Below are 25,056 nucleotides of genomic sequence, written 5' to 3'. Positions count from 1 at the left end.
CCGTCATGTTCGACACCCTGCTCATCGCCAACCGCGGCGAGATCGCCTGCCGGGTCATCCGCAGCGCCGAAGCCCTCGGCCTGCGTACGGTGGCCGTGTACTCCGACGCCGACCGCACCGCCCCGCACGTCCGCCTCGCCGACGAGGCGGTGCGCCTCGGCCCCGCCCCCGCCGCCGAGAGCTATCTGCGGGCGGACGCGGTCCTGGAGGCCGCCCTCGCCACCGGGGCCGGGGCGATCCACCCCGGCTACGGCTTCCTGTCCGAGAACACGGCGTTCGCCGCCTCCGTGGAGAAGGCGGGCCTCGCGTTCGTCGGCCCCACGCCCGCCCAGCTGGAGGTGTTCGGCGCCAAGCACACCGCACGGGCCGCGGCGCTCGCGGCCGGCGTCCCCCTGCTGCCCGGCAGCGGGCTCCTCGCCGACGAGGAGGAGGCCCTGCGCGCGGCGGAGCGGACCGGCTACCCGGTGATGCTCAAGGCCACCGGCGGCGGAGGCGGCATCGGCATGCAGGCGTGTGCCGGGCCCGAGGAGCTGCGGGACGCCTTCGCCCGGGTGTCGCGGCTGGCCCGGGGCAGCTTCGCCGACGGCGGGGTCTTCCTGGAGCGCTACGTGGAGCGCGCCCGCCACGTCGAGGTGCAGGTCTTCGGGGACGGTGCCGGGTCCGTCGTGGTGCTCGGCGACCGCGACTGCTCCCTCCAGCGCCGCAACCAGAAGGTGCTGGAGGAGGCCCCGGCACCGGACCTGCCGCCGCACCTGCGCTCCGTACTCCACACCGCCGCCCGGGAGTTGTGCGCCTCGGTGGACTACCGCTCGGCCGGGACGGTGGAGTTCGTGTACGACCCGGTGCGCGAGGAGGCGTACTTCCTGGAGGTCAACACCCGCCTCCAGGTGGAGCATCCGGTGACCGAGGAGATCCACGGCATCGACCTGGTCGCCTGGATGCTGCGGCTGGCGCGCGGCGAGAGCGGCTTCCTGACGGAACCGTCCGCCCGGGGCCACGCGGTCGAGGCGCGGATCTACGCCGAGGACCCGGCCCGGGACCACCGGCCGAGCTCCGGCCTGCTGACCCGGGTCGCCTTCCCCGACGGCGTACGGGTGGACGGCTGGGCGGAGACCGGGCAGCACGTCTCCACGGCGTACGACCCGATGCTCGCCAAGGTCGTGGCGACGGGCGACACCCGTGCCGAGGCGTTCGCCCGGCTGGCCGAGGCCCTGGACGGGACGGTGGTGGACGGGGTGGAGACCAACCTCGGGCTGCTGCGCGCCGCCTGCCGCGAGCCGGTCGTGCTCGACGCCCGGCACACCACGGCGACCCTGGCCGGTCTGCGCGATCCGCGTCCCCGGATCGAGGTGGAGCGCGGCGGTGCCCAGACCACGGTGCAGGACTGGCCGGGGCGCACCGGCTACTGGGAGGTCGGCATCCCGCCCGGCGGCCCGATGGACGACCTCTCCTTCCGCCTCGGCAACCGGGCCGTCGGCAACCCGGAGGGCGCCCCCGGCCTGGAGTGCACCCTGGAGGGGCCCGCGCTGCGCTTCTCCGCCCCGGCCACCGTCTGCGTCACCGGCGCCCCCGCCACCGTCACCGTCGACGGGCGCCCCGTGCCCCTGTGGGAGCCGGTCGAGCTCGCCGCCGGGCAACTGCTCGACGTCGGCACCGCCCAGGGCCCCGGAATGCGCACCTACGTCCTGGTGCGCGGCGGTCTCGATGTCCCCGCCTACCTGGGCAGCGCGGCCACCTTCACCCTGGGCGGCTTCGGCGGCCACGCCGGACGCGCCCTGCGCACCGGTGACGTGCTGCGGCCCACCCGGCCCGGGACCGATGCCCCGGCGCCCGCCCCCGTCCCGGCCGCCTCGCGTCCGCACTTCGCCGCGCACTGGCGCATCGCGGTCAGTGAAGGCCCGCACGCCGCACCGGACTTCCTCACCCGGGAGGGCATCGAAACGGTCTACGGGACACACTGGAAGGTCTCCGCGCAGTCGGCGCGCACCGGTGTGCGTCTGGTCGGACCCCGCCCCGAGTGGGCACGTCCGGACGGGGGTGAGGCGGGGCTGCATCCGTCCAACGTGCACGACACCGCGTACTCCGTCGGCGCGGTCAACCTCACCGGCGACACCCCCGCCATCCTCGGCCCCGACGGGCCGAGCCTGGGCGGTTTCGCCTGCCCGGTCACCGTGGTGCGCGGTGAGCGGTGGAAGACGGGCCAGCTGCGGCCGGGCGACACCGTCCAGTTCGTCCCCGTCACCGAGCAGACGGCCGACGCCCTGCGCCGGACCCCGGCCCTCCTCACGCTGCCGGCCCCCGGCGGCCCGGACGGCGACGACGGGGTGCTCGGCCGCCGCCCGGCCGACGACACCGCCCCCGAGGTCACGTACCGGCGGGGCGCCGACGACAACATCCTCGTCGAGTACGGCCCGATGACCCTCGACCTGGGGCTGCGGATGCGGGTCCACGCCCTCGCCGAGCACATACGGGCGCTCGCGCCGCGCGGTCTGGTCGACGCCACTCCGGGCGTCCGTTCGCTGCATCTGCACACCGATCCGGACGTGCTGCCGCTGCGCAGGCTGCTCGGTCTGCTCCGGGAGGCCGAGGAGCAGCTGCCCGCCACCGCCGATCTGCGGGTGCCCAGCCGGGAGGTGCACCTTCCGCTGTCCTGGGACGACCCGACCGTGGACGAGGCCATCGACCGCTATGCCGCCTCGGTGCGCGGGGACGCTCCCTGGAATCCGTCCAACATCGAGTTCATCCGCCGGATCAACGGCCTGGACAGCGTGGAGGACGTACGCCGTACGGTCTTCGACGCCCGCTATCTCGTCCTCGGCCTCGGCGACGTCTATCTCGGCGCCCCCGCCGCCACCCCGCTCGACCCGCGCCACCGCCTGGTGACCACCAAGTACAACCCGGCGCGCACCTGGACGGCGGAGGCCGGGGTGGGCATCGGGGGCTCGTACCTGTGCATCTACGGGATGGAGAGCCCCGGCGGCTATCAGCTCATCGGCCGGACCGTCCCGGTGTGGGGCGGTCTGCGCCCGCCCCGCTCCTTCGCCGACGGCACGCCGTGGCTGCTGAGGTTCTTCGACCGGATCGTCTGGCACCCGGTCGGCCCGGACGAACTCCTGGACATCCGGGGCGACCTGGCCTCCGGGCGTACCGCCCTCGACATCCGCCCGGGCGTCTTCTCGCTCGCCGAGCACGAGGCGTTCCTCCGGAAGAACGCGGAGGACATCGCCGCCTTCCGCGACCGCCAGTCCGCCGCCTTCGAGACCGAGCGGCGGGCGTGGGAGGCGGCGGGCGAGTTCGCCCCGCGCGCCGAACCGGAGCCGGCCGCCGAGGGCGCCGTCCCGCTCACCCTGCCGCCCGGCTCGGGCCTGGTCGAGGCCCCGCTGAGCTCCACCGTGTGGAAGGTGGAAGCCGTGCCCGGCACGCGAGTTGAGCCGGGACAGGCACTTCTGGTCCTGGAAGCCATGAAGATGGAGGTCGTGGTGCGCGCCCCCGCGCACGGCGTCGTCACCGACGTCCTCGTCACCCCCGGACAGCAGATCGACGCCGGCACCCCGCTGGCCGTCGTCGCACGAGAGGAAGCAGCGTGACCCAGAGCTGTGCCGCACGCGTCACCGCCGCCTACCGCCGCATCGCCGAGACCGACCGGCCGGAGGTGTGGATCCTCCTGCGCCCGGAGGAGGAGGTCCTGGCGGAGGCCACCGCCCTGGACGCCCGGCTGGCCGCCGGGGAGACGCTGCCGCTGGCGGGCGTCCTGCTCGCGGTGAAGGACAACATCGACGTGGCGGACCTGCCCACGACGGGCGGCTGCCCCGCCTTCGCGTACCACCCGGACTCCTCCGCGACGGCCGTGCGGCGGCTGCTGGACGCGGGCGCGCTCCTGCTGGGCAAGACCAGTCTGGACCAGTTCGCCACCGGCCTGGTCGGCACGCGGAGCCCGTACGGTCCCGTGCGCAACGCGCTCCACCCCGAGAAGATCTCCGGCGGATCCAGTTCCGGTTCGGCGGTCGCCGTGGCCCTGGGCCTCGTGGACATCGCGCTCGGCACCGACACGGCGGGCTCCGGTCGCGTCCCCGCCGCCCTGAACGGCATCGTCGGCATCAAGCCCACGCTGGGGGTCGCGCCCACCACCGGGGTGCTGCCCGCCGCCCGGCCCTACGACGCGGTCACGGTGTTCGCCCGCACCCTCACCGAGGCCCAGACGGCCATGGGCTTCATGACAGGACCGGACAGGGGCGACCCGCGCGGCCGGGTCTGGCCCGACGACGTCCGTCTCTCCGCCCCGCCCCGGCCCCGGGTCGCGGTGCCCCGGGACGAAGACCTCGCCCCTCTGTCGCCCGGGGGGCGCGCCGCGTTCGCCGCGGCCGTCAAGCAGCTGGAGGCCGCCGGTGTCACGACCGCCGTGGTGGACGTGACACCGCTGCTGGACGCGGCCCGGCTGCTCTACGACGGGGCGCTCGTCGCCGAACGCTACGCGTCCGTCGGCGAGTTCGTGGCGGACCACCGGTCGGCGGTGGACCCCACGGTCGCCAGGATCATCCTCGCCGCCGGCAGACTGCCCGCCCATGCGCTGGCCGCCGACCAGGAACGGCTGGACCGGTACCGGGTGTTCGCGTACAAACTGCTGTCGGGCTACGACGCGCTGCTGCTGCCGACGACCACCGGGCACCCGGACATCGCCGAGGTGCTGGCCGATCCGGTGGCGATCAACTCCCGGATGGGCACGTACACCAACTTCGTGAACCTCCTGGACATGGCGGCCGTCGCGGTCCCGGCCGGGGAGGCCGACGGCAGCCCGTTCGGCGTCAGCGTCATCACCCGCGCCTTCGAGGACCAGCCGGCCATCGACATCGCCGCCCTGTTCACCGGGGAACAGGCACCGGACCCCCTGCCGGACGGGGGCATCGGTCTCGCCGTGTTCGGCGCCCACCTGACCGGGCAGCCGCTCAACCACCAGCTCACCGATACCGGGGCCCGGTACGCCGGTGAGGTGACCACCACCGCGTCCTACCGGCTCACGGCGCTCCGGACGACCCCGCCCAAGCCGGGCCTCGTCCGCGTGGGGCCGGAAGCCGGTGCGGCGATCGCGGGCGAGCGGTGGCTCCTCTCGCCCGGGGCCCTCGGGCGCTTCCTCGCGGCGCTGCCCGCGCCCATGTCACTGGGCCGCGTCGAACTCGACGACGGCAGCTGGGTCCTCGGCTTCCAGTGCGACCCGCACGCGGCGGCGGACGGCACCGACATCACGGAGCACGGGGGCTGGCGCGCCTATCTGGAGGCGACGAGCGCCTGAGGGCAGGGGGCGTCGCCCCTTCGGCGGACCGGGCGGCGGCCACCCGGCGTACACCGGGTGGCGTGCCCGGTCCCCCGCCCCGATGCTGTTGCGGCGCCGCCCTTGTACCCGCACCGAGAGGCCCGACATGCCCGTGGACGACCCCTCTCCCGCGGGCAGCGCACGCTCGCGTCTGGAACTCCAGTCGATCCGGGCGCTCCTGGATGCCCAGCGTCGGCGCGTCACCCAGTACGCCGAGCGGTACGGGCCCCCCGCGCCCGACGCCGTGACCCGGCCCCCGAAGACCGTCGTGGGTGCCGCTCCCTCCGGTCAGGACGTGCTCGACGCCCTCTCGGTGGGGGCCCTGCTGCTGTCCCCCGTGTTCGGCGAGGACGGCGAGGTCCGGGACGTCATCCTCCTCGCCCGCAACGCCACGGCCCGCGCCGACACGGCCGCCCGGTATCCCGGCGAGGCGCTGCCCGCGTGGACCGGGCCGGTGTCGCTGTTCGAACGGGTCCCCTCGCTGGCCGCCACGGTGATCCCGCGCATGCTGGCCGACGCGCGCCGCACGGGTGCGCCGCAGCAGAGCGACGCGGTGGAGTGGCTGGTGAACACCCGGACGGGTCCGGTGCGGGTCAGCGCGGAGGTCCGGATCGCGCCCTGCGGCGACCAGTTCCTGCTCACCTGGGAACCCGGCGGCCGGCTCATCATGGCGGCCGCGGCCCAGCAGCTGGTGCGCACGTGCTGGGCGGAGTGGAATCTCGCCGACGACGGCATCCAGCCGTCGCGGGGATTCCGCAGTGTGCTGGGGCTGCCGGAGAACGCCCCGGTGCCGAGCCTGTCCGACCTGGCGGCGGCCACCACACCGGACTGTCTGACCACGCTGTACCAGGCGTTGTACGACGTCCTCCTGCGCAAGCGCGTCACCCGGTGCGAGCTGCGCTTCCGTGGCAGCGAGCGCATCTTCCGCATGGTCGCCGAACCCGTGCGCATCGTGCCCGGCGGCCTGGTGTGGGCCCTGCGGGCGGTCCTGACGGACGTCACCACGGACCGGCGCCGGCGGGAGGCGACACGGCGGGCCGAGCGCCACGCCCGCCGCGAGCACGAGCGGGCCGACGCGGTGGCGGAGCTCGCCGGTGTCCTGCGGGACGCGGTACTGCCGCACTTCCAGGACGAGCTGGACAGCTACGGCCTGGAGGCGGCGGCCGTCTACCGCCCCGACGCGCCCGGGGCCGGGGTCGGCGGCGACTGGTACAAGGCCCGCGGGCTGCCCGACGGGCGGCTGCTGATCGCGCTGGGCGATGCCCGGGGCCACGGCCTGGAGGCGGTCACCCTGATGGCCAAGCTCCGTTACGCGCTCGCGGGGCTCGCGTACACCTCGGAGCCCGTGGAGCGGCTGACGCAGTGGCTCAACGAGGTGGCCTGCGCGGACGCCCGGGAGTCCACGGCCACCGCGATCATCGCCCGCTACCACCCGGAGCGCACCCTGCTCCGCTGGACCTGTGCCGGGCATCCGCGCCCGGTGCTGCTGCGTGAGGGGCGCGCCGCTCAGCTGCCGGCGCCCGAGGGAGGGCCCGGACTCACCCTGGGCGTGATGCCGGAAACGACGTACAACGCCACCGAGACGAAGCTGGAGACCGGCGACATCGTCCTGATGTACTCGGACGGGCTGACCGAACGCCGTCCGGCCGACCCGGACCAGGACACCCTCCGCTTCCTCGGCGCGGCCGAGAGCTGCTTCCGGGAGTCCGCGCCGGGTCCCGGCCACGCCGGGCTCCAGGACTACGTCGAACGGCTGGTGGCCCGCCTGGACGGCCCCCACTGCACCGACGACGCGACGCTCCTGGCCCTGCGGCGGCCCTGACCGGTGCCCGGGCGGTGTCAGTGGGCTCCCGTAGTCTTCGGTCCCTCACCCACCGCCTGGAAGGACCCAGAGAGTTGACCGGCCTGTCCGCGTTTCCGCTGCCGTTCCACACCTCCCGCGACGACGGGTCCACGCAGCCCCGCACCCTGCGTGAACTGGAGATGATCGCGTGCAGCGCGCACCTTCGGACGAAGCCTGGCTGGTCCGAGAAGATGCACGACACCGCCATAGCCGCCAAGTGGACGCGGGAGGCTATCGACCAGGGCCTCACCGAGGCGCAGGTGCGCCATGTGCTGGCCGAGCTCGCACACTACGCGGAGCTGCGGGACGCCCGTACCGGCATCGAGGTCTCCGCCGTCGACGGGGTCTGGCAGTCGGACACGCTGATCGACGCGGAGCTGCGGTCGCGGCTGCGCGAGGCGGTCCGGGTGCTGGAGGAGGTTCCCGAGGAGGAGAAGGACTGGCATCCCGGGTCGGACGGCCAGGTGCTGGACCTGGTGCACCCCTCGCTGTTCTGCCTGGTGCGGGACGTGAGCGGCGGCCCGGAGCGGGCCTGGGAGAACCCGGCGAACCCGTGGGCGAAGTACGAGTTCTCGGACCGGTTCCAGTGGCTGCCCACGGATGTCGACGTCAGCGCGGACGGCGAGGCCGCCTTCCGTTCGTACGTGAACAACGTCCACCCCGAGGACCACCGGGAACTGGCCGCCGTCCTGCCGGAGCTGTTCGGCCGGATGCTCCCGCTCCTTGAGAACGTGCTCACCGATCTGCGCCATCCCCGTCCCCCGCGGATCAAGGCCAACCCGTACGGCTGGTACGACTCGGAGCCGGAGCACCCGGACGAGGACGACTTCAGCGACAAGGACGCGTACGGGGATGCGCTGGAGGCGTACGAGGCGGCGGTGGACGACTGGTACCAGAACCGTCGCCCGGTCGTCCCGGACGCCCCCGAATTCACCGCGCCCGAGCCGGTCGACGCGTCCGACCGGGTCGTCCTGCGCGGTCGCCGGCTCCAGGTCATCGCGAAGCTGGCGACCATTCACCTGACGCCGGAGAAGCCCGAGTACGCCGGGGGATCCTGGCACGTCGAGGGGATGCTGAACGAGCGGATCGTGTCGACCGGCATCTACTACTGGGACAGCGACAACATCACGGACAGCCGGCTGAGCTTCCGTACCGCGCTCCACGAGCCGGACTACGAGCAGAACGACAACAACGGCGTGAGCGACGTGTACGGCCTGGAGGACGACGACCCGATGAACCAGGTTCTGGGCGCGGCCCCGACCCCGGCCGGGCGCTGTCTGGCCTTCCCCAACGTCCTTCAGCACCAGGTCGGTTCGTTCCGCCTCGCGGACCCGAGCCGCGCCGGGCACCGGAAGATCCTGGCGTTCTTCCTGGTGGACCCGTCGGAGACGATCGTCTCGACCTCCGACGTCCCGCCGCAGCAGCCCTGGGCCGACACCTCGACCATGACCCTGGAGGAGGCGAAGGCGTACCGCGAAGAGCTCATGCGGGAGCGCAAGTTCTTCGTGAACGAGCACAACGAGCAGCTGTTCGAGCGGGAGTTCTCCCTCTGCGAGCACTGAGTACGCCCTCCGGCTCACACCCGGGCAGGGTGTGAGCCGGAGGGACGCGGCCGGGCGGCCCGGGGGTCAGCGCAGTCCGGCGAAGAGGTCGTTCTCGGGGACGGGGGCGTCGGTGGTGTCCCGGACGCGCACGAAGGGTTCCACGCCCATCATCTCGCCGAACCGCTCCTTGCCCATCTTGAGGAAGAAGATGTTCTCGCCCTGGCTGGCGTGCGCGGCGAGGGAGTCGAACTTCTGGCCGCTGAACGCGGTGGTGTCGACCCAGGTGGTGATCTCGTCGTCGGGCAGGCCGATCTCCGCCATCGCGGCGGTCTCCTCCGGGTCGGGCTCCGGCAGGTCCTCGCCGAACTCGCGCATCATCTCGCCGAAGCGCTGCATCATCGAGCGCGGGGCCGTCGTCCAGTAGACCTTCGGCGTGAGCCCGGTCAGCTCCAGGGCGGCCATCGTGATGCGGTTGGCCTGGATGTGGTCGGGGTGGCCGTAGAAGCCGTTCTCGTCGTAGGTGACGACCACATCGGGCCGGTAGTGGAGCATCAGCTCGGCGAGCCGGGCGGCGCCCTCCTCCACGGGCGTCCCCCAGAAGGAGCCGGGCGCGTCATTCGCCGGCCAGCCCATCATTCCGGAGTCGGCGTAGTCGAGCGTCTCCAGATCGCTGATCTTCAGGACCTCGCAACTGGCCTCCAGCTCCCGGCGGCGCATCACGGCGACGGCCGCCGGATCGTGCCCGGGATCCCCCGGCTTCACGCCGCCCGGCCCGTCACCGCAACCGCCGTCGGTACAGGTCACCAGCACCGTACGGATGCCTTCCGCCGCATACCGGGCGAGCACGCCCCCGGTCCCGGTGGCCTCGTCGTCGGGGTGGGCGTGCACTGCCATGAGGGTCAGCGGCCGGTCAGTCATCACACAGTCCTCCAGCGGAAACGAGCATGCGGTACGGGGGCGCGGCTGACGCGCCGCGCCCCCGGTCATGCAACCGCCCGGACCGGACCCGGTGTTCCCGGCGGGGCCGACCGGCCTGGCCGAAACCCGTCGCCCGGCCTCCCCGGCGGTGACAGATTCCTCAAGGAGTGGGCCAACATGTGCGCGGGGAGGAGACGGGACATGGCTGAGGTGGACCTTTCGGCCGGGACGGTCGAATATCTGGACACCGGCGGAGAGGGACCGGTCGTGGTCCTGCTGCACGGCGTCGCGATGGACGGCTCCCTGTGGCGGAACGTGGTGGAGCCCCTGCGGGCCGATTTCCGCTGTGTGGTGCCGACGCTGCCCCTCGGGGGCCACCGCCGGCCGATGCGCCCCGACGCGGACCTGTCGGTCGCGGGCGTGGCCCGGCTGGTCGCCGAGTTCCTCGACCGGCTCGACCTGCGGGACGTCACGCTGGTGATGTGCGACTGGGGCGGTGCGCTGGCCCTGGTTTCCGAGGGCAGGGACGAGCGGGTCGGGCGGCTCGTCATCACGTCGTGCGAGGCGTTCGACAACTTCCCGCCGGGCGTGCCGGGCAGCAACCTGTTCACCTCGGCGAGGCTGCCGGGCGGCATCAACCTCGCCTTCAGGCTGCTGAAGCTGAAGCCGATGCGCCGGCTGCCCGTGACCTGGGGCTGGATGAGCAAGCGCCCGGTCCCGCACGAGGTGATGGACGCCTGGTTCACCCCGCTGTGGACCTCCGGTGAGATCCGCCGGGACCTGCGCAAGTACGTGCTGGGCGTCCCGCCGAAGAGCGTCCTGCTCGGCTGGGCGGAGCGGCTGCGGGACTTCGACCGGCCCGCCCTCGTGGTGTGGGCGGCCGAGGACAAGGTCATGCCCCCGGAGCACGGGCGCAGGCTCGCCGGGCTCCTGCCCAAGGGGCGGCTCGTGGAGATCGAGGACAGCTACACCCTGATCCCCGAGGACCAGCCGGAGGAGCTCAGCGCCCACATCCGGTCCTTCCTGCTGGACGGCGGGACCGCCTCCTCCTGAAGCCCGGGCCGTGGGGAAGACTGGGGGCATGAGCGAGGTCGTTTTCACCCGTGGGAGTGGCTGGATCCCGAGCGTGGTCCGCGAGGACGGGGTGCTGAAGCTGATGCTCGGGGCCGGGGCGGACGCCAACCATGAGCCCCGGACGTTCACGTTCCCGGTCGGGGAGGACCATCTCGCGGTGATCCGCGAGGATCTGGGCAGGCACCTGCTGCTGTGGAGTGCGGTCCTTCCGCTGTGCGAGGCCGCCGGGACGCGGGGGCGGCTCGACGAGGACGCCGCCGCCGCGCTCCTGGACCCGGTCCTTCTCGCCGCGCCCGCCGATGTCGACGCGTACTTCCGGCGCGCCCCCTGGGACAAGGACCGGCTCATCGCCCACGGGGCCGACGTCGACCTGCTCGAACGGGGCCAGGTCTGTGCGGCGATGCGCACGGCGACCGAGGCGTCCGACGCGAAACGGGCCCAGGAGTACCGCGCCGAACGCCGTCGCGCCGAGCGCGGCACCGTGCTCGGTCCGCTCGACGCGGCGGTTCTGCGGTACACGGGCCAGTACGTGCACGGCGCGACGATCCCGAGGCGGCTGCCCGACGCCGTCGACCCGGCGCTGCTGCCCGGGGTCATGCGGGTGGTCACCACCGCGGAACACGCGTGCGACGGTCTGCGGATCGACCGCGATCCGCGACGCGGCAGGCGCGGCACGGACAAGCGGGGCTGGGAGCGGATGGCGGCGGCGGTCGAGTCGGCCATACGCCGGGCCCACCCGGAACTCGCCGACGACGCGGTGCGCACCGTGAGCTTCCTGATGTGCTCGGAGGCCGTCGACCGCGCCAGGAGCACGCCCCTGGATGCCTACGAGGAGCCTGCCGTCGGCCGCGGGGTCCTGTCGTTCACCGACGACAAGGGCGCCGAGAAGACATGGCGCCCTGGCAGCCCCCGTACCGCCGCCGTGGAGTTCTGGGAGTTCGTCGAGGACCGTGTCGGGTCGGACAACGAGGTCTTCACCATCGAGGACGAGGAGCGGGGCGAGGGGATCCAGGTCCACTTCTACGCGGACTCCCTCGCCCGGATCACGACCGTGCGCAAGGGCCGGGGCGGGGCCGAGCCGGAGTACCGGGTCGAGTACGCCCTGGTCGACGGGATCAGCGGGTACCGGAGCCTGGTGAGCGCCTTCGTCCGGGGCGGGTGCGCCGCGCTCGACGGGCTGGGCCCGTGGATCGCGGACCACGCCGAGTTCGAGCGCGCGCGCCGTCGCCGGGGCGGCCGGTAGGTCAGGCCGGTCCCGTCGAGCCGCCCGGGCCCACCACCGTAAGCAGGTCCACGACGAAGATCAGGGTCGAGTGCGGCGGGATGAAGGCGGAGGGCGACTGCTTGCCGTAGCCGAGGCGCGGGGGAACGATGATCTCGCGGCGGCCACCCGCCCTCATGCCCCGCAGGCCCCGGTCCAGGCCCTTGATGGCCTTGCCCCCGCCCACGGCGAACTTGAACGGCCGGTCCTGCTCCCAGGAGGAGTCGAACTCCCTCCCGGACGCGAACGCGACGCCGACGTAGTGGATTTGCACCACCCGGCCCGGCAGCGCCTCCGGCCCCTCCCCCACCACCAGGTCCCGGGTCGTCAGCTCGGTGGGCGCGGCACCCTCCGGCACCTGGACCTCGGGCTTGGCCGGTTCGCTCATCATGGATCCCTTGCTCGTCCGCACGGCTACTTCGTGTAGTTGTAGACGGTCGCCCGCGAAACGCCCAACTGGTCGGCGATGAGCTGGGCGGAGCTGCGCGCCTCGAAGAACCCGTCGCGGTGCAGCCGCCGGACCAGCTCGCGCTTCTGCTCACGGTTGAGGCCGCACGGAGTGCTGGAGCGCTCCGCCGCGAACGCGTCGATGACCGCCCGGAGTTCGCGGCCGCCGCGGTCGCGCAGTGTCTCCAGGGCCTCGCCCTGATGCCGGACGTCCGTGGCGACGAGGTTGGCCAGGGTGAGGGCCAGGGGCGAGAGCGTACTGACGTCCAGGTTGAGGCAGAGGGCCGCGACATAGCGTCCCTCCGCGTTCCTGATGCCGATCGATGTGCTCTTGGCGGGGCGCCCGTCCGGGAACCGGTTGCTGTAGTTCTGGACGACGCCGGGGTAGTCGGGGTCCGCGATGCGGCGCAGGCCCAGTTCGGTGGCGGGGTCGCCGACCTGCCGTCCGGACAGGTTGTTCTCGATCGCGCGGATGGCGTGGTCGGGGCGGCGCAGATCGTGGAGGACGACCTCGCACAGCCCGGGGAACATCCGCCCGACGGCGACGGCGATGCGCTCGGCTTCGCGTACGAGGTGTTCGTCGTCCGGATCGCCGGTGGGGCCGGTCATCGTGTGCCGCCCGCTTCCCGGGGGCCGTCGTCGTGGCCGCCGAAGACCGCGGCCATCTTCTCGGCGGACTTGAGACCCGCGCCGGTGAGCACGACGACGGTGGTCTCGTCCGGGGCGATCTCACCGGACGCGATGAAGTGGTCGAGGGTTGCCGCGGCGACACTGCTGGTGGGCTCGGCGTACAGGCCGCGGGCGCTCAGGGCGCGGACGGCGGCGTGGATCTCCGCCTCGGGTACGGCGTACGCGGCTCCGCCGGACCGGCGAATGGCCTCCACGGCCTCGGGCAGCCGGACCGGGCGGGCGATGGACGCGCCCTCGGCGATCGTCGGCACCCGCGCGCCGCGCGAGGCCGGGTCGATGCCGTTGAACGTGTCGGCGATGGTCGCCCAGTGCTCGGGCTGCCCGACGAAGAGGCGCGGGAGCCGGTCGATCTGCCCGGCGGCCAGCATCTCGCCGAACGCGAGGTCGCACCCGATGACGTTGCTGCCGGCCCCCGCCACGAGCACCACGTTGTCGGGCGCGGTGAAGCCCAGCGACTCCCACATCTCGTACGCGACGGTCTTGGTGCCCTGGAGGAACATGGGGTGCCAGTTGTGGCTGGCATACGGAATCCGCTCCGCCTGCCGGATCGCCTCCTCCGAGACCTCATCACGGGTGCCTGCCACGAGCTCGATCTCGGCCCCGTACGCCCGGGCCTGGAGGACCTTGGCCGCCGAGGTCGCGGCGGGGACGATGATCTTGGCCCGGACCCCAGCAGCGGCGGCGTAGGCGGCCACCGCGGAACCACCGTTCCCCGAACTGTCCTCCAGCACACGGTCGACCCCGTGCGCCACGAGGTGGGAGATCATCACGGACACCCCCCGGTCCTTGAAACTGGACGTCGGATTGAACCACTCCAACTTGAAATGGACCCGCCGCCCCGCCCAGTCCACCGGAATCATCGGCGTACAGCCTTCTCCCAGGCTCACCCGCCGCTCGGCCGGGACGGGAAGCACGGCCCGGTAGCGCCAGAGGGACCGCTCGGCGGTGTCGATCTGCTCCGGCCGCATCCCCGTCAGCGCACTGACGGCAAGCGGCCCCCCGTCGTCGCCCCGCCAGCGCGGGTCGTCCAGGGGGTAGCGCGCGCCGGACCGGTCGAGGAGGACGGGGGCGGTGACGCCTGAAGGCTGTTCATCGGTCATGGGCGATCCCGGCTTCCCTTTCACTGGGCATGCACCTCAGATTAGACGCATCGTCCAGATATGAACAACCAGTCCAAGACCTTGGTCAGCCCAGGAAGCTCAACCGCACCCGCCGCTCCGCATTGTCCACGTTCGTGTCGACCAGGCACACCGACTGCCACGTGCCCAGCTCCAGTCGGCCCGCGATCACCGGAAGCGTGGCGTGCGGGGGGATCAGGGCCGGGACCACGTGGTCGCGGCCGTGGCCGGGGTGGCCGTGGCGGTGTTGCCAGCGGTCGTCGGCCGGGAGCAGGGTGTGGAGGGCGGAGAGGAGGTCGTCGTCGCTTCCCGCGCCCGTCTCCAGGACCGCGATTCCGGCGGTGGCGTGAGGGACGAAGAGGTTGAGCAGGCCGTCGCGGCCGGAGGCCGCGCGGGCGAGGAACTGTTCGCAGTCCGATGTCAGGTCGGTGACGGTCTCCGTCGAGCCCGTCGTGAGGTGCAGGACCGTGGTGGTGAAGGCGGGAGAGGACATGATTCCCATCCTGCCGTGGTCCGGGGCCGAATCCGCTGAGCGACGGCGCGCGGGAAGTTCCCTGAGCCCGTCGTAGTTGGTAGAAGCATGAACGATATGGCGATGCGGTCGGTGGACGTCGTGGTGATCGGTGCCGGGCAGGCGGGGCTGTCCGCCGCCTACCACTTGCGGCGCAGCGGTCTGGAGCCGGACCGTGACTTCGTGATCCTCGACCATGCGCCGGAACCGGGCGGCGCCTGGCAGTTCCGGTGGCCTTCGCTGACGTACGGCAAGGTGCACGGGATGCACGCGCTGCCGGGCATGGAGCTGACCGGCGCCGACGAGGAGCGGCCCTCGTCCGAGGTCATCGGGGACTACTTCGACCGGTACGAGCGCGCCTTCGGGCTGCGCGTGCACCGGCCGGTCGACGTCGCCGCCGTGCGCGAGGGCGAGGGCGGGCGACTGCTCGTCGAGACCTCCGAGGGCACGTACGCGACGCGCGCCCTGATCAACGCGACCGGGACGTGGGACCGGCCCTTCTGGCCGCGCTATCCGGGGCAGGAGACGTTCCGGGGACGGCAGCTGCACACGGCGGGCTATCCCGGCCCGGCCGCGTTCGCCGGACAGCGGGTGGTCGTCGTCGGCGGCGGCGCCTCCGGTACGCAGCATCTGATGGAGATCGCCGAGGTGGCGGCGGAAACGCACTGGGTCACGCGTCGGCCGCCGGTCTTCCGGGAGGGGCCCTTCGGGGCGGACCAGGGTCGGGCCGCCGTCGCCATGGTGGAGGAACGGGTCCGGCGCGGGCTGCCGCCGCAGAGCGTGGTCAGCGTGACCGGGCTGCCCGTCAACGACGCCATCCGGCGCGCCCGTGAGTCCGGGGTGCTGGACCGCCTCCCCATGTTCGACCGGATCACACCCACCGGTGTCGCCTGGGACGACGGCCGCCGCATCGAGGCCGACGTCATCCTCTGGGCCACCGGTTTCCGCGCGGCCATCGACCATCTCGCCCCGCTGCGGCTGCGGGAGCGCGGCGGCGGCATCCAGGTCGAGGGCACCCGCGCCGTACGCGATCCGCGCATCCATCTCGTCGGCTACGGCCCCTCCGCCAGCACGATCGGCGCCAACCGTGCCGGACGCGCCGCCGTGCGGGAGATCGTCGCGCTGCTGCGCGAGGGGACGGCTACGGCGCCCGCAGAGGTGCCCGCCTTCGCCTGATGCCGAGGCCTCCTCTCATCCCCCTCCCCCACGGTTCCGGTTGAACTCCGCCACGTTGCGCTGCTGTTCCGCGTAGTCGTCCGTGAAGCGGGTGTCGCCCGGGGCCACCGTCACGAAGTACAGCCAGGGGCCCGGGGTGGGGGTGATCGCGGCGGTCATCGCCTGTTCGCCCGGGTTGCCGATGGGCGTGGGCGGGAGGCCCTTGTGGGCGTAGCTGTTGTAGGGGCTGTCGAGCTTGGTGTCGCCCGTGGTGGTGTCCAGGGTGCTGCGGTTCAACGCGTAGTTGAGGGTGGAGTCCATCTGGAGCGGCATGCCCCGGTCCAGGCGGTTGTGAATGACGCGGGCGACCTTGCCCATGTCGGTCCCGGTGTCCGCCTCGGCCTGGACGATGCTGGCGATGGTCACCGTCTGGTAGACGGTGACGTCGTTGCGGCGGGCGCCCGCCGTGATGTGGTCGGCGCCGAAGTGCCGGCCCGCCGTGTCGGTCATGTAGCGCAGCAGGCTCTTCGGGGTGGTCGCGGAGGTGACCGGGTACGTCGCCGGGTAGAGGTAGCCCTCGGGGTTCCCCTTCGCCGCGCCCGGGAGCGGCAGGTCCGACGTCGGCGCGGCGGAGGCGGTCGTGCCGGCGGGTACGCCGAGGGCTTGGTCGACGGCCTCGTAGACCTGGGTGGCCCGGCGGCCCTCGGGGATCACCAGGGTGCGGGCCGTCTCCTCGGTCTTCGTCTCCCGTGTGAGCAGGGGGACGAGCACCGCTGCGGCCACGGCGAGGACGAGCAGGGAGCCGAGGAACAGTGTCAGGCGGCCGCGCCGGGTCAGGCGCGTGCGGCGGCGGGGCGGGGTGACCGGGGGCGGGGAATCCGGGGTCTCGTGCGCCATGCGGGCACGCTAACCCGCGCCGGTCCCGGCCCCGGGGAAGCCACGCCTCCCGGTCAGCCCGCCACCGGCGCCATCTCCGTGTCCCGGCGGACCAGTGCCGCGTACCGTCCGTCGAGCCGGAGCAGTTCCTCGTGGGTGCCGCGCTCCGCCGTGCGGCCGCCGTCGAGGACGACGATCTGGTCGGCGTCGCGGACGGTGGAGAGCCGGTGGGCGATGGTGATCGTGGTGCGTCCGGCGGAGAGCGCGTCGATGGCCTCCTGCACGGCGAATTCCGTACGGGTGTCGAGCGCGCTCGTCGCCTCGTCCAGGATGAGCACCGGCGGGTCGCGCAGGATCGTCCGCGCGATGGCGAGGCGCTGCTTCTCGCCGCCGGAGAAGCGGTAGCCGCGTTCCCCCACGAGGGTGTCGTAGCCGTCGGGGAGCGAGGCGATGTGGTCGTGGATCTGCGCGGCGCGGGCGGCCGCCTCGATCTCCTCGTCGGTGGCGTCCGGCTTCGCGAAGCGCAGGTTCTCGGCGACCGAGGCGTGGAAGAGGTACGTCTCCTGCGAGACGACGCCGACCGCGCGGGCGAGGGTGTCGAAGTCCAGGTCGCGCACGTCGACCCCGTCGAGGGTGACCCGGCCGCCGGTCACGTCGTAGAGCCGCGGCACCAGGTAGCTGAGGGTGGACTTGCCGGATCCCGTGGGGCCGACGACGGCCAGGGCGGCTCCGGCGGGCACGGTGACGTCGACGCCGCTGAGGGTCGGGCCGCTCTTCTCGTCGTAGCTGAAGTCGACGTTCTCGAAGCGGACCTCGCCGCGGACCTTCTCCAGGCGCACCGGGTGCTCCGGCTCCGTGATGTCCACGGTGAGGTCGAGGTATTCGAAGATCCGCTGGAAGAGCGCGAGGGACGTCTGCATCTGCACTCCGGTGGAGAGCAGGCTCACGGCGGGGCGGAAGAGGCCCTGCTGGAGGGAGACGAAGGCGACGAGGGTGCCGATCGAGACGGCGGGCCCGCCGGACTGGAGGGCCATGCCCGCGGCCCAGTAGATGACGGCCGGCATGGCGGCCATGACGATGCCGATGGTGGACATCCGCCACCGTCCGGCCATGCTGGCGCGCACTTCGAGGTCGACCAGCCGCTCGGACTCCTCGGCGAAGCCCTGGGTCAGCGAGTCGGAGCGGCCCATCGTGCGGCCGAGCAGGATGCCGCTGACGGACAGCGACTCGGTGACGGTGGCGGCCATGGCGGCCATCTGCTTCTGGCGCTGAGTGGTGATCTTCTTGCGCTCGCGGCCGACCCGGCGGCTGATCCAGACGAAGACGGGCAGCAGGAGCAGCGAGACGACGGTGAGCCGCCAGTCGAGCGCGAGCATGGCGACGACGGTGGCGATGACCGCGGTGAGGTTGGAGACGAGCGAGGTCGCCGTCGAGGTGACGGTGGCCTGCATGCCCCCGATGTCGTTGGCGATCCGGGACTGGACCTCACCCGTGCGGGTCCGGGTGAAGAAGGCGAGCGGCATCCGCTGCAGCTGGGTGTAGACGGCGGTGCGCAGGTCGTGCATGACGCGCTGGCCGACGGTGGTGGAGATGAGGGTCTGGAGCACGCCGAAGACGCTGTTCATCACGGCGGTGAGGATCATGCCGAGCGCGAGCAGCGTGAGCAGCCCGGTCCGGCCCTGCGGGAGGGCGGTGTCCAGGATCTCGCGCAGCAGGAACGGCGAGGCGACCGACACCAGCGACGAGGCGCCGACGAGCAGGCCGACCACCGCGAGGCGGCCGCGGTACGGGCGGAAGAGGCGGAGGATGCGGCGCAGCTCGGCGGGCGGCTGGGCGTCGTCCTTGGGCGGGGGTGTCCACGTGGGTTCGTCGGGTTTCATGGGCTCCTTCGTCGGGCGTGCGGCAGTGGTGCGGGCGGGGCCGCCCGGGCGCGGGGATCGCGACCGTGACAGTCGAGCCGAATGAGAGCATAGCTCATTGTTACCCCTACTCACAATGAACGAAGTCCTGATATCGTTCTTCCCATGGACTCCCCCGACCCCGACGGCATGCTCGCCGAGCAGCTGCTGCGGCTGACGCGCAGGCTCCAGCGCATCCAGGGCCGCCAGCTGGAGCCGATCGGTATCACCCCGGCGCAGTTCCGGCTGCTGCGCACCGTCGCCCATTACGACGGACCGCCCCGGATGGCGGATCTCGCGCAGCGCCTCGACGTGGTCCCCCGCGCCGTGACCACGCTGGTCGACGCACTGGAGGCGAGCGGCAGGGTGCGCCGTGTCCCCGATCCGCAAAGTCGTAGGGTGGTCCGGATCGAGATCACGGACGAGGGCATCGCCACGCTCCGCTCGCTGCGCGACGCGCGCCGGGCAGCCGCAGAGGAGATCCTGGCTCCATTGACCGCCGACCAGCGCGAGGTGCTCGGCGGTCTGCTGACCGCCCTGGTCAACGGAATGCCGGAGCGTCGCTGCTGACCGGTCACGGGAGGCGGCGCCGAGCCGTCGGACCGACGAACCGCCGAGGAGAACCACCATGCCGCTGCTGGAGCCGGACCCCGACACGCTGCGCCCCGCGGCGGTGCGCCCGCCCTCCCACGACCGCGTCCCCGACGCGCAGGCGCAGGGCACCCCGGAGACACTGCGCACCGAGCTCACCGACCTGCTCGGCGCGGAGAAGGTGCTCTGGAAGGTCTCCGACCTGGTGAAGTACGCCTCGGACGCCAGCCCGTACCGCTTCGTGCCCCAGGTGGTCGTCGTCCCGGAGGACCTGGACGACATCTCGGCGATCCTGTCGTACGCGCACGGCAGGGGCCGCAACGTGGTCTTCCGCGCCGCCGGCACCAGCCTCAACGGCCAGGCCCAGGGCGAGGACATCCTGGTCGACGTCCGGCGGAACTGGGCGGGCGTCGAGGTCCTGGACGACGGAGCCCGCGCCCGCATCCGCCCCGGGACGACGGTCGTCCGGGCCAACGCCTCCCTCGCCCGGTACGGCAGGCTGCTGGGCCCGGACCCGGCCAGCGCCATCGCGTGCACGATCGGCGGAGTCGTCGCCAACAACGCCTCGGGGATGACCGCGGGCACCACCCGCAATTCGTACCGGACCGTCTCCTCGCTCACCTTCGTGCTGCCGAGCGGCACCGTCGTGGACACCGCGGACCCGGCGGCCGACGAGGATCTGGCCCGGGCCGAGCCGCGGCTGTGCGAGGGGCTGCTGGCGCTGAAGGCGGAGATCGAGGCGGACGCGGCGCTCACGGCCCGTATCCGCGCCAAGTACGAGATCAAGAACACCAACGGCTACCGGCTGGACGCGTTCCTCGACGGCTCGACCCCGGTGGAGATCCTGCGCGGCCTCATGGTCGGCTCCGAGGGGACGTTCGGCTTCATCTCCGAGGTCGTCTTCGACACCCTGCCGCTGGACCGCCGGATCTCCACGGCGCTGCTGTTCTTCCCCTCGCTGACCGCCGCGGCCGCCGCCGTCCCGCTGTTCAACGAGGCGGGGGCCATCGCCGTGGAGCTGATGGACGGCAACACCCTGCGCGCCTCGGTCAGCGTGCAGGGGGTCCCCGCCGACTGGGCCGGGCTACCGAAGGAGACCGCCGCGCTGCTGGTGGAGTTCCGGGCCCCGGACGAGGCGGGCCAGGAGGCGTACGAGCGGGCGGCGGCCGATGTGGTGCGCGGGCTGGAGCTGGTCCGGCCCGTCACCTCGGTCACCAACGAGTTCACCCGGGACGCCCGCACCATCTCCGGCTACTGGAAGGCCCGCAAGGCGTTCGTCACCGCGGTCGGCGGCTCCCGCCCCTCGGGCACGACGCTGATCACCGAGGACTTCGCGGTCCCGCCGTCCCGGCTGGCCGACGCCTGCGAGGCGCTGCTGGCGCTCCAGGCCGAGCACGGCTTCGACGCCGCCGTCGCCGGTCACGCCGCGCACGGCAACCTGCACTTCCTGCTCGCGTTCGACGCGGCGCGGCCGTCCGACGTCGACCGGTACGCCGCCTTCATGGCGGACTTCTGCAAGCTGACGGTCGAGCGGTTCGACGGATCGCTCAAGGCGGAGCACGCGACGGGCCGCAACATCGCCCCCTTCCTCGAACTGGAGTGGGGCCCGCAGGCCACCGAACTGATGTGGCGTACGAAGCAGGTCATCGACCCCGACGGGGTGCTGGCGCCGCGGATCGTCCTCGACCGCGACCCCAAGGCCCATCTGCGCGGGCTGAAGACCATCCCGAAGGTCGAGGCCATCGCCGACCCCTGCATCGAGTGCGGCTTCTGCGAACCGACCTGTCCCAGCCACGACCTGACGACCTCACCGCGCCAGCGGATCGTGCTGCGCCGCGAGATGATGCGCCAGCCCGACGGTTCGCCCGTCGAGACCAGCCTGGTCGACGCCTACGGCTACGACGCCGTGGACACCTGCGCCGGAGACTCCACCTGCAAGCTGGCCTGCCCCGTCGGCATCGACACGGGCGCCATGATGAAGAACTTCCGCCACCAGCGGCACTCCCCGCGCGAGGAGCGGATCGCCGCGCTCGCCGCCCGGCACTTCCGTACGGCGGAGACGGCGGCGCGGCTCGCGGTCGCCGCGGCGAGCCGGATCGACGACCGGCTGCTCCAAGGAGTCACCCGGCTCGCCCGCCGGGCGGTGAGCCCCGATCTGGTCCCCGAGTGGCTTCCCGAGGTCCCCGGCGCCGCGTCCCGCAAGCTGCCGCGCACCTCCAGGACGGGGGCGAGCGCGGTCTACTACCCGGCCTGTGTCAACCGCATCTTCGGCAGCCCGGACAGCCATCGCGGCCCGTCGCTGCCGCAGGCCGTGGTGGCCGTGTCGGCCCGGGCGGGCAAGCCCGTCTGGATCCCCGACGATGTCAACGGCACCTGCTGCGCCACCATCTGGCACTCCAAGGGCTACGACTCCGGAAACGCCGTGATGGCCAACCGGATCGTGGAAGCGGCCTGGGGCTGGACGGCCGGGGGGAAGCTGCCGCTGGTGGTCGACGCCTCCTCGTGCACCCTGGGCATCGCCCATGAGGTGGTCCCGTATCTCACCGAGGACAACCGGGCGCTGCACCGCGAGCTGACCGTGGTCGACTCCCTGGTCTGGGCGGCGGACGAGTTGCTGCCGGAGCTGACGGTGCTACGGAAGGCCCGTTCGGCCGTGCTGCACCCGACCTGTTCGATGGAGCACCTGGACGATGTGGACCGGCTGCGCGCGGTCGCCGAGGCCTGCGCCGACGAGGCCGTGATCCCCGACGACGCCGCGTGCTGCGGTTTCGCGGGCGACCGCGGGATGCTGCATCAGGAGCTGACGGCGTCCGCGACCGCCAAGGAGGCCGCCGAGGTGCGGTCCCGGGATTACGAGGCGTATCTCTCGGCCAACCGGATGTGCGAGATCGGCATGGACCGGGCGACGGGCCGCTCGTATCACTCCGCCCTGATGGAGCTGGAGTGGGCGACCCGCCCCGGTCCCGCCTGAGCGGCGCGCGTCAGGCGCGGAGGTTGGCCCGGTCGCCCATGACGATGACCGGGTGCTGCTTCGGGTCCAGGGTGCGCAGCAGCTTCTCCATGGCCTCCTTGGACACGCTCACGCACGCCGAGGTGCCGCTGCCGTGGTCCATGTGCAGCCAGATGCTGCCGCCCTTGGTCTGGCCCTGCGGGCGCGTCGGGTCGTTGGGCGGGGTGCCCTTGACGCGGTTGTAGTCGATGGCGATGACGTAGTCGAAGTCGTGCCAGTGCGACTTGGCCCAGTAGTGCGGGGCCTGGATCGAGGCGGTCTGCGTGTACGGGAGGCGGGCGCCCGGGTCGGGCAGGACACCGGCCGCGTCGCTGAGGGTGTAGACGCCGACGGGGCTGCGGTTGTCGTTCTCGTGGTGGTCGGGCGTCCAGCCCTTCTTGCCGTTGTGGCCCTTCCAGGAGGCGGTCTTGTCCCAGGTGGAGCCGGACTTGGTGTAGAGCACGACGGTCGAGTTCGCGGAGTCCTTGCCCTCGCCGTAGACGGCGACGACCTGGCGGGATGCGGCCGGGATCTGCGACTGGAGCCGGTCACCCACATCGGGGATGCGCTTCAAATCCTTGACCGGGGTCTTCGTGCCGCCCTTCGCGGCGGCCGACCGCTCGGCGGCGGCGCCCTTCTTCGTGTCCCCGTCGTCACCGCAGGACGTCAGGGTCGTGAGCAGGACACCACAGGCGGCCGCCGAGGCCACCATCCGAACCGCACCGGCTATACGCATCCGTCCATGCTCGCACCTGGCGATGTACGCCGTTGTCCACCCCGGGCGGCCCCGGCGAAAGCGTGCCGAATCTTTACCCGCGCCCGGCGCCCCGCCCACGTCCACGCCCCCACCCTCGCCGCGTAAAACCGTTTGCCGCGATCCGGGCGACAGGCAAGGCTTGCGCGGTCTGGTTTCCCCCGCCTGCGCATCCCGCAGGCGACTCAGTGCTGCCCCGACGCGCTTTCGCGGCGCCTCGCGGGCCCGGTTTCTTCCAATCCTTTGGGATGTCATGCACATTCGCGACCTTCCGTACTCGGACCCCGGCGATCCCGATGTCCGTTCAGGTCCCCGCCTCCTGCTGTGGCTGGGCCGCAATCAGATCCGCGGGCAGCTCAAGTCCTTGTTCTGGGGGCTGGTGCACCAGTGCTCGATCGCGGGGTACCCGCTGACCGTGGGGCTCGCCGTCCAGGCGGTCGTGGACCGGTCCGGCGGCAGGCTCGCGCTGGCCGGTGCGCTGACCGCGCTGCTGGGCGTGCTGACCGCCGTGGGCGACGCGATGCTCCACCGGGCCGCCGTCACCAACTGGATCACCGCCGCCGCCCGGATCCAGCAGCTGCTGTCCCGCAAGACCGCCGAGCTGGGCTCGCTGCTGACGCGCCGGGTCGCGGCGGGCGAAGTCGTAGCCGTTTCAACCGGTGACGTCGAAAAAATTGGATGGTTCGTCGAGGCGCTCTCGCGCTTCCTGGCCGCCGCCACGGTCCTCGTCGTCATCAGCGTGGGGCTCGTCCTCTACCTCCCGTCGCTGGGCGTGCTCGTGGCGATCGCCATGCCGTTCCTCGCCCTGTCCGTCCTGCCGTTGCTGCCGCGTGCCACCCGGCGGGCGGATGTGCAGCGCGAGAAGGGCGGCCGGGCCACCGAACTCGCCTCGGACACCGTGGCCGGGCTGCGCGTGCTGCGCGGCATCGGCGGCGAGGAACTGTTCCTGGACCGCTACCGGCGCGCCTCGCAGGAGGTCCGCGAGGCCGCCGTGCACAGCGCCCGGATGTGGTCCCTGATCTCGGCGGTCCAGGTGTTGCTGCCCGGCGTCCTGCTGCTCTCCCTGGTCGTCTACGGGGCCTCCCTCGCCCGGGACGGCAGGATCGAGGTGGGCCAGCTGGTGACGGTGTACAGCGCGGCGACCCTGACCCTGTTCCCGCTGCGGCACTTCGAGGAGATCGCCATGGCGTACTCCTTCTCCCGCCCCTCCGCGCAGCGCGCCGTACGCGTGCTGTCGCTGAGCCGGAACACCCGCCCGGCCACCGTCGACACCGTCCCGTCCGGCGACCTGTACGACCCAGTCACCGGGCTGCTGGCCCCGCAGGGGCGGTTCACCGCAGTCGTCTGCGGCGACCCCGACGAGGCGGGCCGGCTGGCGGAACGGCTCGGCGGACACGCCCAGCCCGAGGCACCGGAATCCGACGCCCCCGAGCCGCCCTCCGTCCTGCTGGGCGGGGTGCCGCTGGACGAACTGGACCCGGGCGCGGCCCGTACCGCCGTACTCGTCCAGGACAAGGACCCCGTGCTGCTCTCGGGCACTCTGCGCGAACTGCTGGACGTGCCGTCGTCCGGGAAGGTGGAGGCCGCGGCCGCGCTGTCCGCCGCGCAGTGCGACGACGTGCTGGCCGCGCTGGCGCAGGCGTCCCCCGAGCCGGACTGCGAGCCGCTGGACACCCGGATCACCGAACGCGGCCGGTCCCTGTCCGGCGGCCAGCGCCAGCGGCTCGCCCTGGCCCGGTCGCTGCTGACCGACCCGGACACGCTGGTCCTGGACGAGCCCACCTCGGCGGTCGACTCGCACACCGAGGCCCGGGTAGCGGCGGGCGTCAAGGAACTGCGTACGGACCGTACGACCGTCGTGTTCTCCTCGTCGCCCCTGCTCCTCGACCTGGCCGACCGGGTGGCGCTGGTGCACGGCGGCACGGTGGTGGCGGTCGGCACGCACCGCGAGCTGATGCGCACCGAGGAGCGCTACCGCACCGTCGTCACCCGCGAGACCGACGACGAGGCGGAGGCCGCGGCAGCCCCGGAGCACGGTGAGCACGCCGCACACCAGGAAGTCGAGGAACGGGCATGAAA

Annotated in this window: 18 protein-coding genes; 10 read left to right on the top strand and 8 right to left on the bottom strand. The window is 72.7% G+C overall.

Features of this window, described 5'->3' with window-relative positions; all coding sequences use genetic code 11:
* The first annotated feature begins 5 nt into the window (after window positions 1-5).
* The 4 genes from uca (at window position 6) to AMK18_RS29660 (ending at window position 8,713) form a co-directional block, all read left to right on the top strand.
* On the top strand, window positions 6-3,587 hold the full coding sequence (gene uca, locus AMK18_RS29675; protein WP_073865185.1) for an urea carboxylase: 3,582 nt from the start codon (window positions 6-8) through the stop codon (window positions 3,585-3,587).
* Entirely contained in the window at window positions 3,584-5,287 is a 1,704-nt protein-coding gene (gene atzF, locus AMK18_RS29670; RefSeq protein WP_073865184.1) for an allophanate hydrolase, read from the top strand. Before uca ends, atzF begins: the two co-directional genes overlap by 4 nt.
* A 127-nt stretch (window positions 5,288-5,414) precedes the next feature.
* Window positions 5,415-7,130, top strand: coding sequence for a PP2C family protein-serine/threonine phosphatase (locus tag AMK18_RS29665; protein WP_018106168.1), 1,716 nt, complete (start codon window positions 5,415-5,417; stop codon window positions 7,128-7,130).
* A 74-nt stretch (window positions 7,131-7,204) separates the two neighbouring features.
* Complete coding sequence (locus tag AMK18_RS29660; RefSeq protein ID WP_073865183.1) at window positions 7,205-8,713, top strand: DUF4246 domain-containing protein; 1,509 nt, start codon at window positions 7,205-7,207, stop codon at window positions 8,711-8,713.
* Window positions 8,714-8,779: 66 nt separating this feature from the next.
* Here AMK18_RS29660 and AMK18_RS29655 read toward each other — a convergent pair whose 3' ends face one another.
* Window positions 8,780-9,613 carry a PIG-L family deacetylase gene (locus AMK18_RS29655; protein ID WP_018106166.1) on the bottom strand — a complete coding sequence of 278 codons (834 nt, stop codon included), beginning with the start codon at window positions 9,611-9,613 and terminating at the stop codon, window positions 8,780-8,782.
* A 201-nt stretch (window positions 9,614-9,814) separates the two neighbouring features.
* Between AMK18_RS29655 and AMK18_RS29650 the strand changes: the two genes are divergently transcribed.
* Both AMK18_RS29650 and AMK18_RS29645 read left to right on the top strand, forming a co-directional pair.
* The gene (locus tag AMK18_RS29650; RefSeq protein ID WP_073865182.1) at window positions 9,815-10,666 is read left to right on the top strand and encodes an alpha/beta fold hydrolase; all 852 of its coding nucleotides are present in this window, start codon (window positions 9,815-9,817) and stop codon (window positions 10,664-10,666) included.
* A gap of 28 nt (window positions 10,667-10,694) precedes the next feature.
* Window positions 10,695-11,930 (top strand): DUF6357 family protein, encoded by a 1,236-nt coding sequence (locus AMK18_RS29645; RefSeq protein ID WP_073865181.1) that lies wholly within the window; start codon window positions 10,695-10,697, stop codon window positions 11,928-11,930.
* 1 nt (window position 11,931) lies between these two features.
* On the opposite strand, the gene AMK18_RS29640 is transcribed toward AMK18_RS29645, so the two are convergent.
* The 4 genes from AMK18_RS29640 to AMK18_RS29625 all read right to left on the bottom strand — a co-directional run bounded on the left by AMK18_RS29640 (window position 11,932) and on the right by AMK18_RS29625 (window position 14,696).
* Window positions 11,932-12,339, bottom strand: coding sequence for an FKBP-type peptidyl-prolyl cis-trans isomerase (locus AMK18_RS29640; RefSeq protein ID WP_073865263.1), 408 nt, complete (start codon window positions 12,337-12,339; stop codon window positions 11,932-11,934).
* A gap of 23 nt (window positions 12,340-12,362) precedes the next feature.
* Window positions 12,363-13,004: a helix-turn-helix transcriptional regulator gene (locus AMK18_RS29635; protein WP_073865179.1), complete on the bottom strand. Its 642-nt coding sequence runs from the start codon at window positions 13,002-13,004 to the stop codon at window positions 12,363-12,365.
* Entirely contained in the window at window positions 13,001-14,185 is a 1,185-nt protein-coding gene (locus AMK18_RS29630) for a threonine synthase (RefSeq protein WP_073865178.1), read from the bottom strand. Before AMK18_RS29630 ends, AMK18_RS29635 begins: the two co-directional genes overlap by 4 nt.
* Window positions 14,186-14,270: 85 nt before the next feature.
* Complete coding sequence (locus tag AMK18_RS29625; protein WP_073865177.1) at window positions 14,271-14,696, bottom strand: YjbQ family protein; 426 nt, start codon at window positions 14,694-14,696, stop codon at window positions 14,271-14,273.
* Window positions 14,697-14,798: 102 nt separating this feature from the next.
* Here AMK18_RS29625 and AMK18_RS29620 point away from each other — a divergent pair, with 102 nt between their 5' ends.
* Window positions 14,799-15,890: an NAD(P)-binding domain-containing protein gene (locus AMK18_RS29620; protein WP_073865262.1), complete on the top strand. Its 1,092-nt coding sequence runs from the start codon at window positions 14,799-14,801 to the stop codon at window positions 15,888-15,890.
* A 15-nt stretch (window positions 15,891-15,905) separates the two neighbouring features.
* Here the strand turns inward: AMK18_RS29620 and mltG are convergent, their stop codons facing one another.
* On the bottom strand, window positions 15,906-16,766 hold the full coding sequence (gene mltG / locus AMK18_RS29615) for an endolytic transglycosylase MltG (protein ID WP_073865176.1): 861 nt from the start codon (window positions 16,764-16,766) through the stop codon (window positions 15,906-15,908).
* 53 nt (window positions 16,767-16,819) lie between these two features.
* Window positions 16,820-18,625 carry an ABC transporter ATP-binding protein gene (locus AMK18_RS29610; RefSeq protein ID WP_018105258.1) on the bottom strand — a complete coding sequence of 602 codons (1,806 nt, stop codon included), beginning with the start codon at window positions 18,623-18,625 and terminating at the stop codon, window positions 16,820-16,822.
* Between the two features lie 144 nt (window positions 18,626-18,769).
* Between AMK18_RS29610 and AMK18_RS29605 the strand changes: the two genes are divergently transcribed.
* Both AMK18_RS29605 and AMK18_RS29600 read left to right on the top strand, forming a co-directional pair.
* The gene (locus AMK18_RS29605) at window positions 18,770-19,213 is read left to right on the top strand and encodes a MarR family winged helix-turn-helix transcriptional regulator (protein ID WP_018105257.1); all 444 of its coding nucleotides are present in this window, start codon (window positions 18,770-18,772) and stop codon (window positions 19,211-19,213) included.
* A 58-nt stretch (window positions 19,214-19,271) separates the two neighbouring features.
* The gene (locus tag AMK18_RS29600; RefSeq protein WP_073865175.1) at window positions 19,272-22,205 is read left to right on the top strand and encodes an FAD-binding and (Fe-S)-binding domain-containing protein; all 2,934 of its coding nucleotides are present in this window, start codon (window positions 19,272-19,274) and stop codon (window positions 22,203-22,205) included.
* Window positions 22,206-22,215: 10 nt separating this feature from the next.
* Here the strand turns inward: AMK18_RS29600 and AMK18_RS29595 are convergent, their stop codons facing one another.
* Window positions 22,216-22,935: a L,D-transpeptidase family protein gene (locus tag AMK18_RS29595; RefSeq protein ID WP_073865174.1), complete on the bottom strand. Its 720-nt coding sequence runs from the start codon at window positions 22,933-22,935 to the stop codon at window positions 22,216-22,218.
* A 295-nt stretch (window positions 22,936-23,230) separates the two neighbouring features.
* On the opposite strand from AMK18_RS29595, the gene AMK18_RS29590 reads away from it, so the two are divergent.
* Window positions 23,231-25,054 carry an ABC transporter transmembrane domain-containing protein gene (locus tag AMK18_RS29590; protein ID WP_073865173.1) on the top strand — a complete coding sequence of 608 codons (1,824 nt, stop codon included), beginning with the start codon at window positions 23,231-23,233 and terminating at the stop codon, window positions 25,052-25,054.
* Window positions 25,055-25,056 lie beyond the last annotated feature (2 nt).

Origin of the sequence: Streptomyces sp. CB01249, from assembly GCF_001905735.1 — a bacterium.
Lineage (GTDB): Bacteria > Actinomycetota > Actinomycetes > Streptomycetales > Streptomycetaceae > Streptomyces.
This window is presented reverse-complemented; position numbering and strand designations above follow the sequence as displayed.

Excerpts from the sequence above, each read along its gene's own strand:
- AMK18_RS29655 (WP_018106166.1), bottom strand. The coding sequence starts at position 9,613 with ATGACTGACCGGCCGCTGACCCTCATGGCAGTGCACGCCCACCCCGAC.
- AMK18_RS29605 (WP_018105257.1), top strand. The coding sequence starts at position 18,770 with ATGGACTCCCCCGACCCCGACGGCATGCTCGCCGAGCAGCTGCTGCGG.
- AMK18_RS29625 (WP_073865177.1), bottom strand. The coding sequence starts at position 14,696 with ATGTCCTCTCCCGCCTTCACCACCACGGTCCTGCACCTCACGACGGGC.
- AMK18_RS29600 (WP_073865175.1), top strand. The coding sequence starts at position 19,272 with ATGCCGCTGCTGGAGCCGGACCCCGACACGCTGCGCCCCGCGGCGGTG.
- uca (WP_073865185.1), top strand. The coding sequence starts at position 6 with ATGTTCGACACCCTGCTCATCGCCAACCGCGGCGAGATCGCCTGCCGG.
- AMK18_RS29620 (WP_073865262.1), top strand. The coding sequence starts at position 14,799 with ATGCGGTCGGTGGACGTCGTGGTGATCGGTGCCGGGCAGGCGGGGCTG.
- AMK18_RS29665 (WP_018106168.1), top strand. The coding sequence starts at position 5,415 with ATGCCCGTGGACGACCCCTCTCCCGCGGGCAGCGCACGCTCGCGTCTG.
- AMK18_RS29635 (WP_073865179.1), bottom strand. The coding sequence starts at position 13,004 with ATGACCGGCCCCACCGGCGATCCGGACGACGAACACCTCGTACGCGAA.
- AMK18_RS29595 (WP_073865174.1), bottom strand. The coding sequence starts at position 22,935 with ATGGTGGCCTCGGCGGCCGCCTGTGGTGTCCTGCTCACGACCCTGACG.
- AMK18_RS29630 (WP_073865178.1), bottom strand. The coding sequence starts at position 14,185 with ATGACCGATGAACAGCCTTCAGGCGTCACCGCCCCCGTCCTCCTCGAC.
- AMK18_RS29640 (WP_073865263.1), bottom strand. The coding sequence starts at position 12,339 with ATGATGAGCGAACCGGCCAAGCCCGAGGTCCAGGTGCCGGAGGGTGCC.
- AMK18_RS29645 (WP_073865181.1), top strand. The coding sequence starts at position 10,695 with ATGAGCGAGGTCGTTTTCACCCGTGGGAGTGGCTGGATCCCGAGCGTG.
- AMK18_RS29650 (WP_073865182.1), top strand. The coding sequence starts at position 9,815 with ATGGCTGAGGTGGACCTTTCGGCCGGGACGGTCGAATATCTGGACACC.
- AMK18_RS29590 (WP_073865173.1), top strand. The coding sequence starts at position 23,231 with ATGCACATTCGCGACCTTCCGTACTCGGACCCCGGCGATCCCGATGTC.
- mltG (WP_073865176.1), bottom strand. The coding sequence starts at position 16,766 with ATGGCGCACGAGACCCCGGATTCCCCGCCCCCGGTCACCCCGCCCCGC.
- AMK18_RS29610 (WP_018105258.1), bottom strand. The coding sequence starts at position 18,625 with ATGAAACCCGACGAACCCACGTGGACACCCCCGCCCAAGGACGACGCC.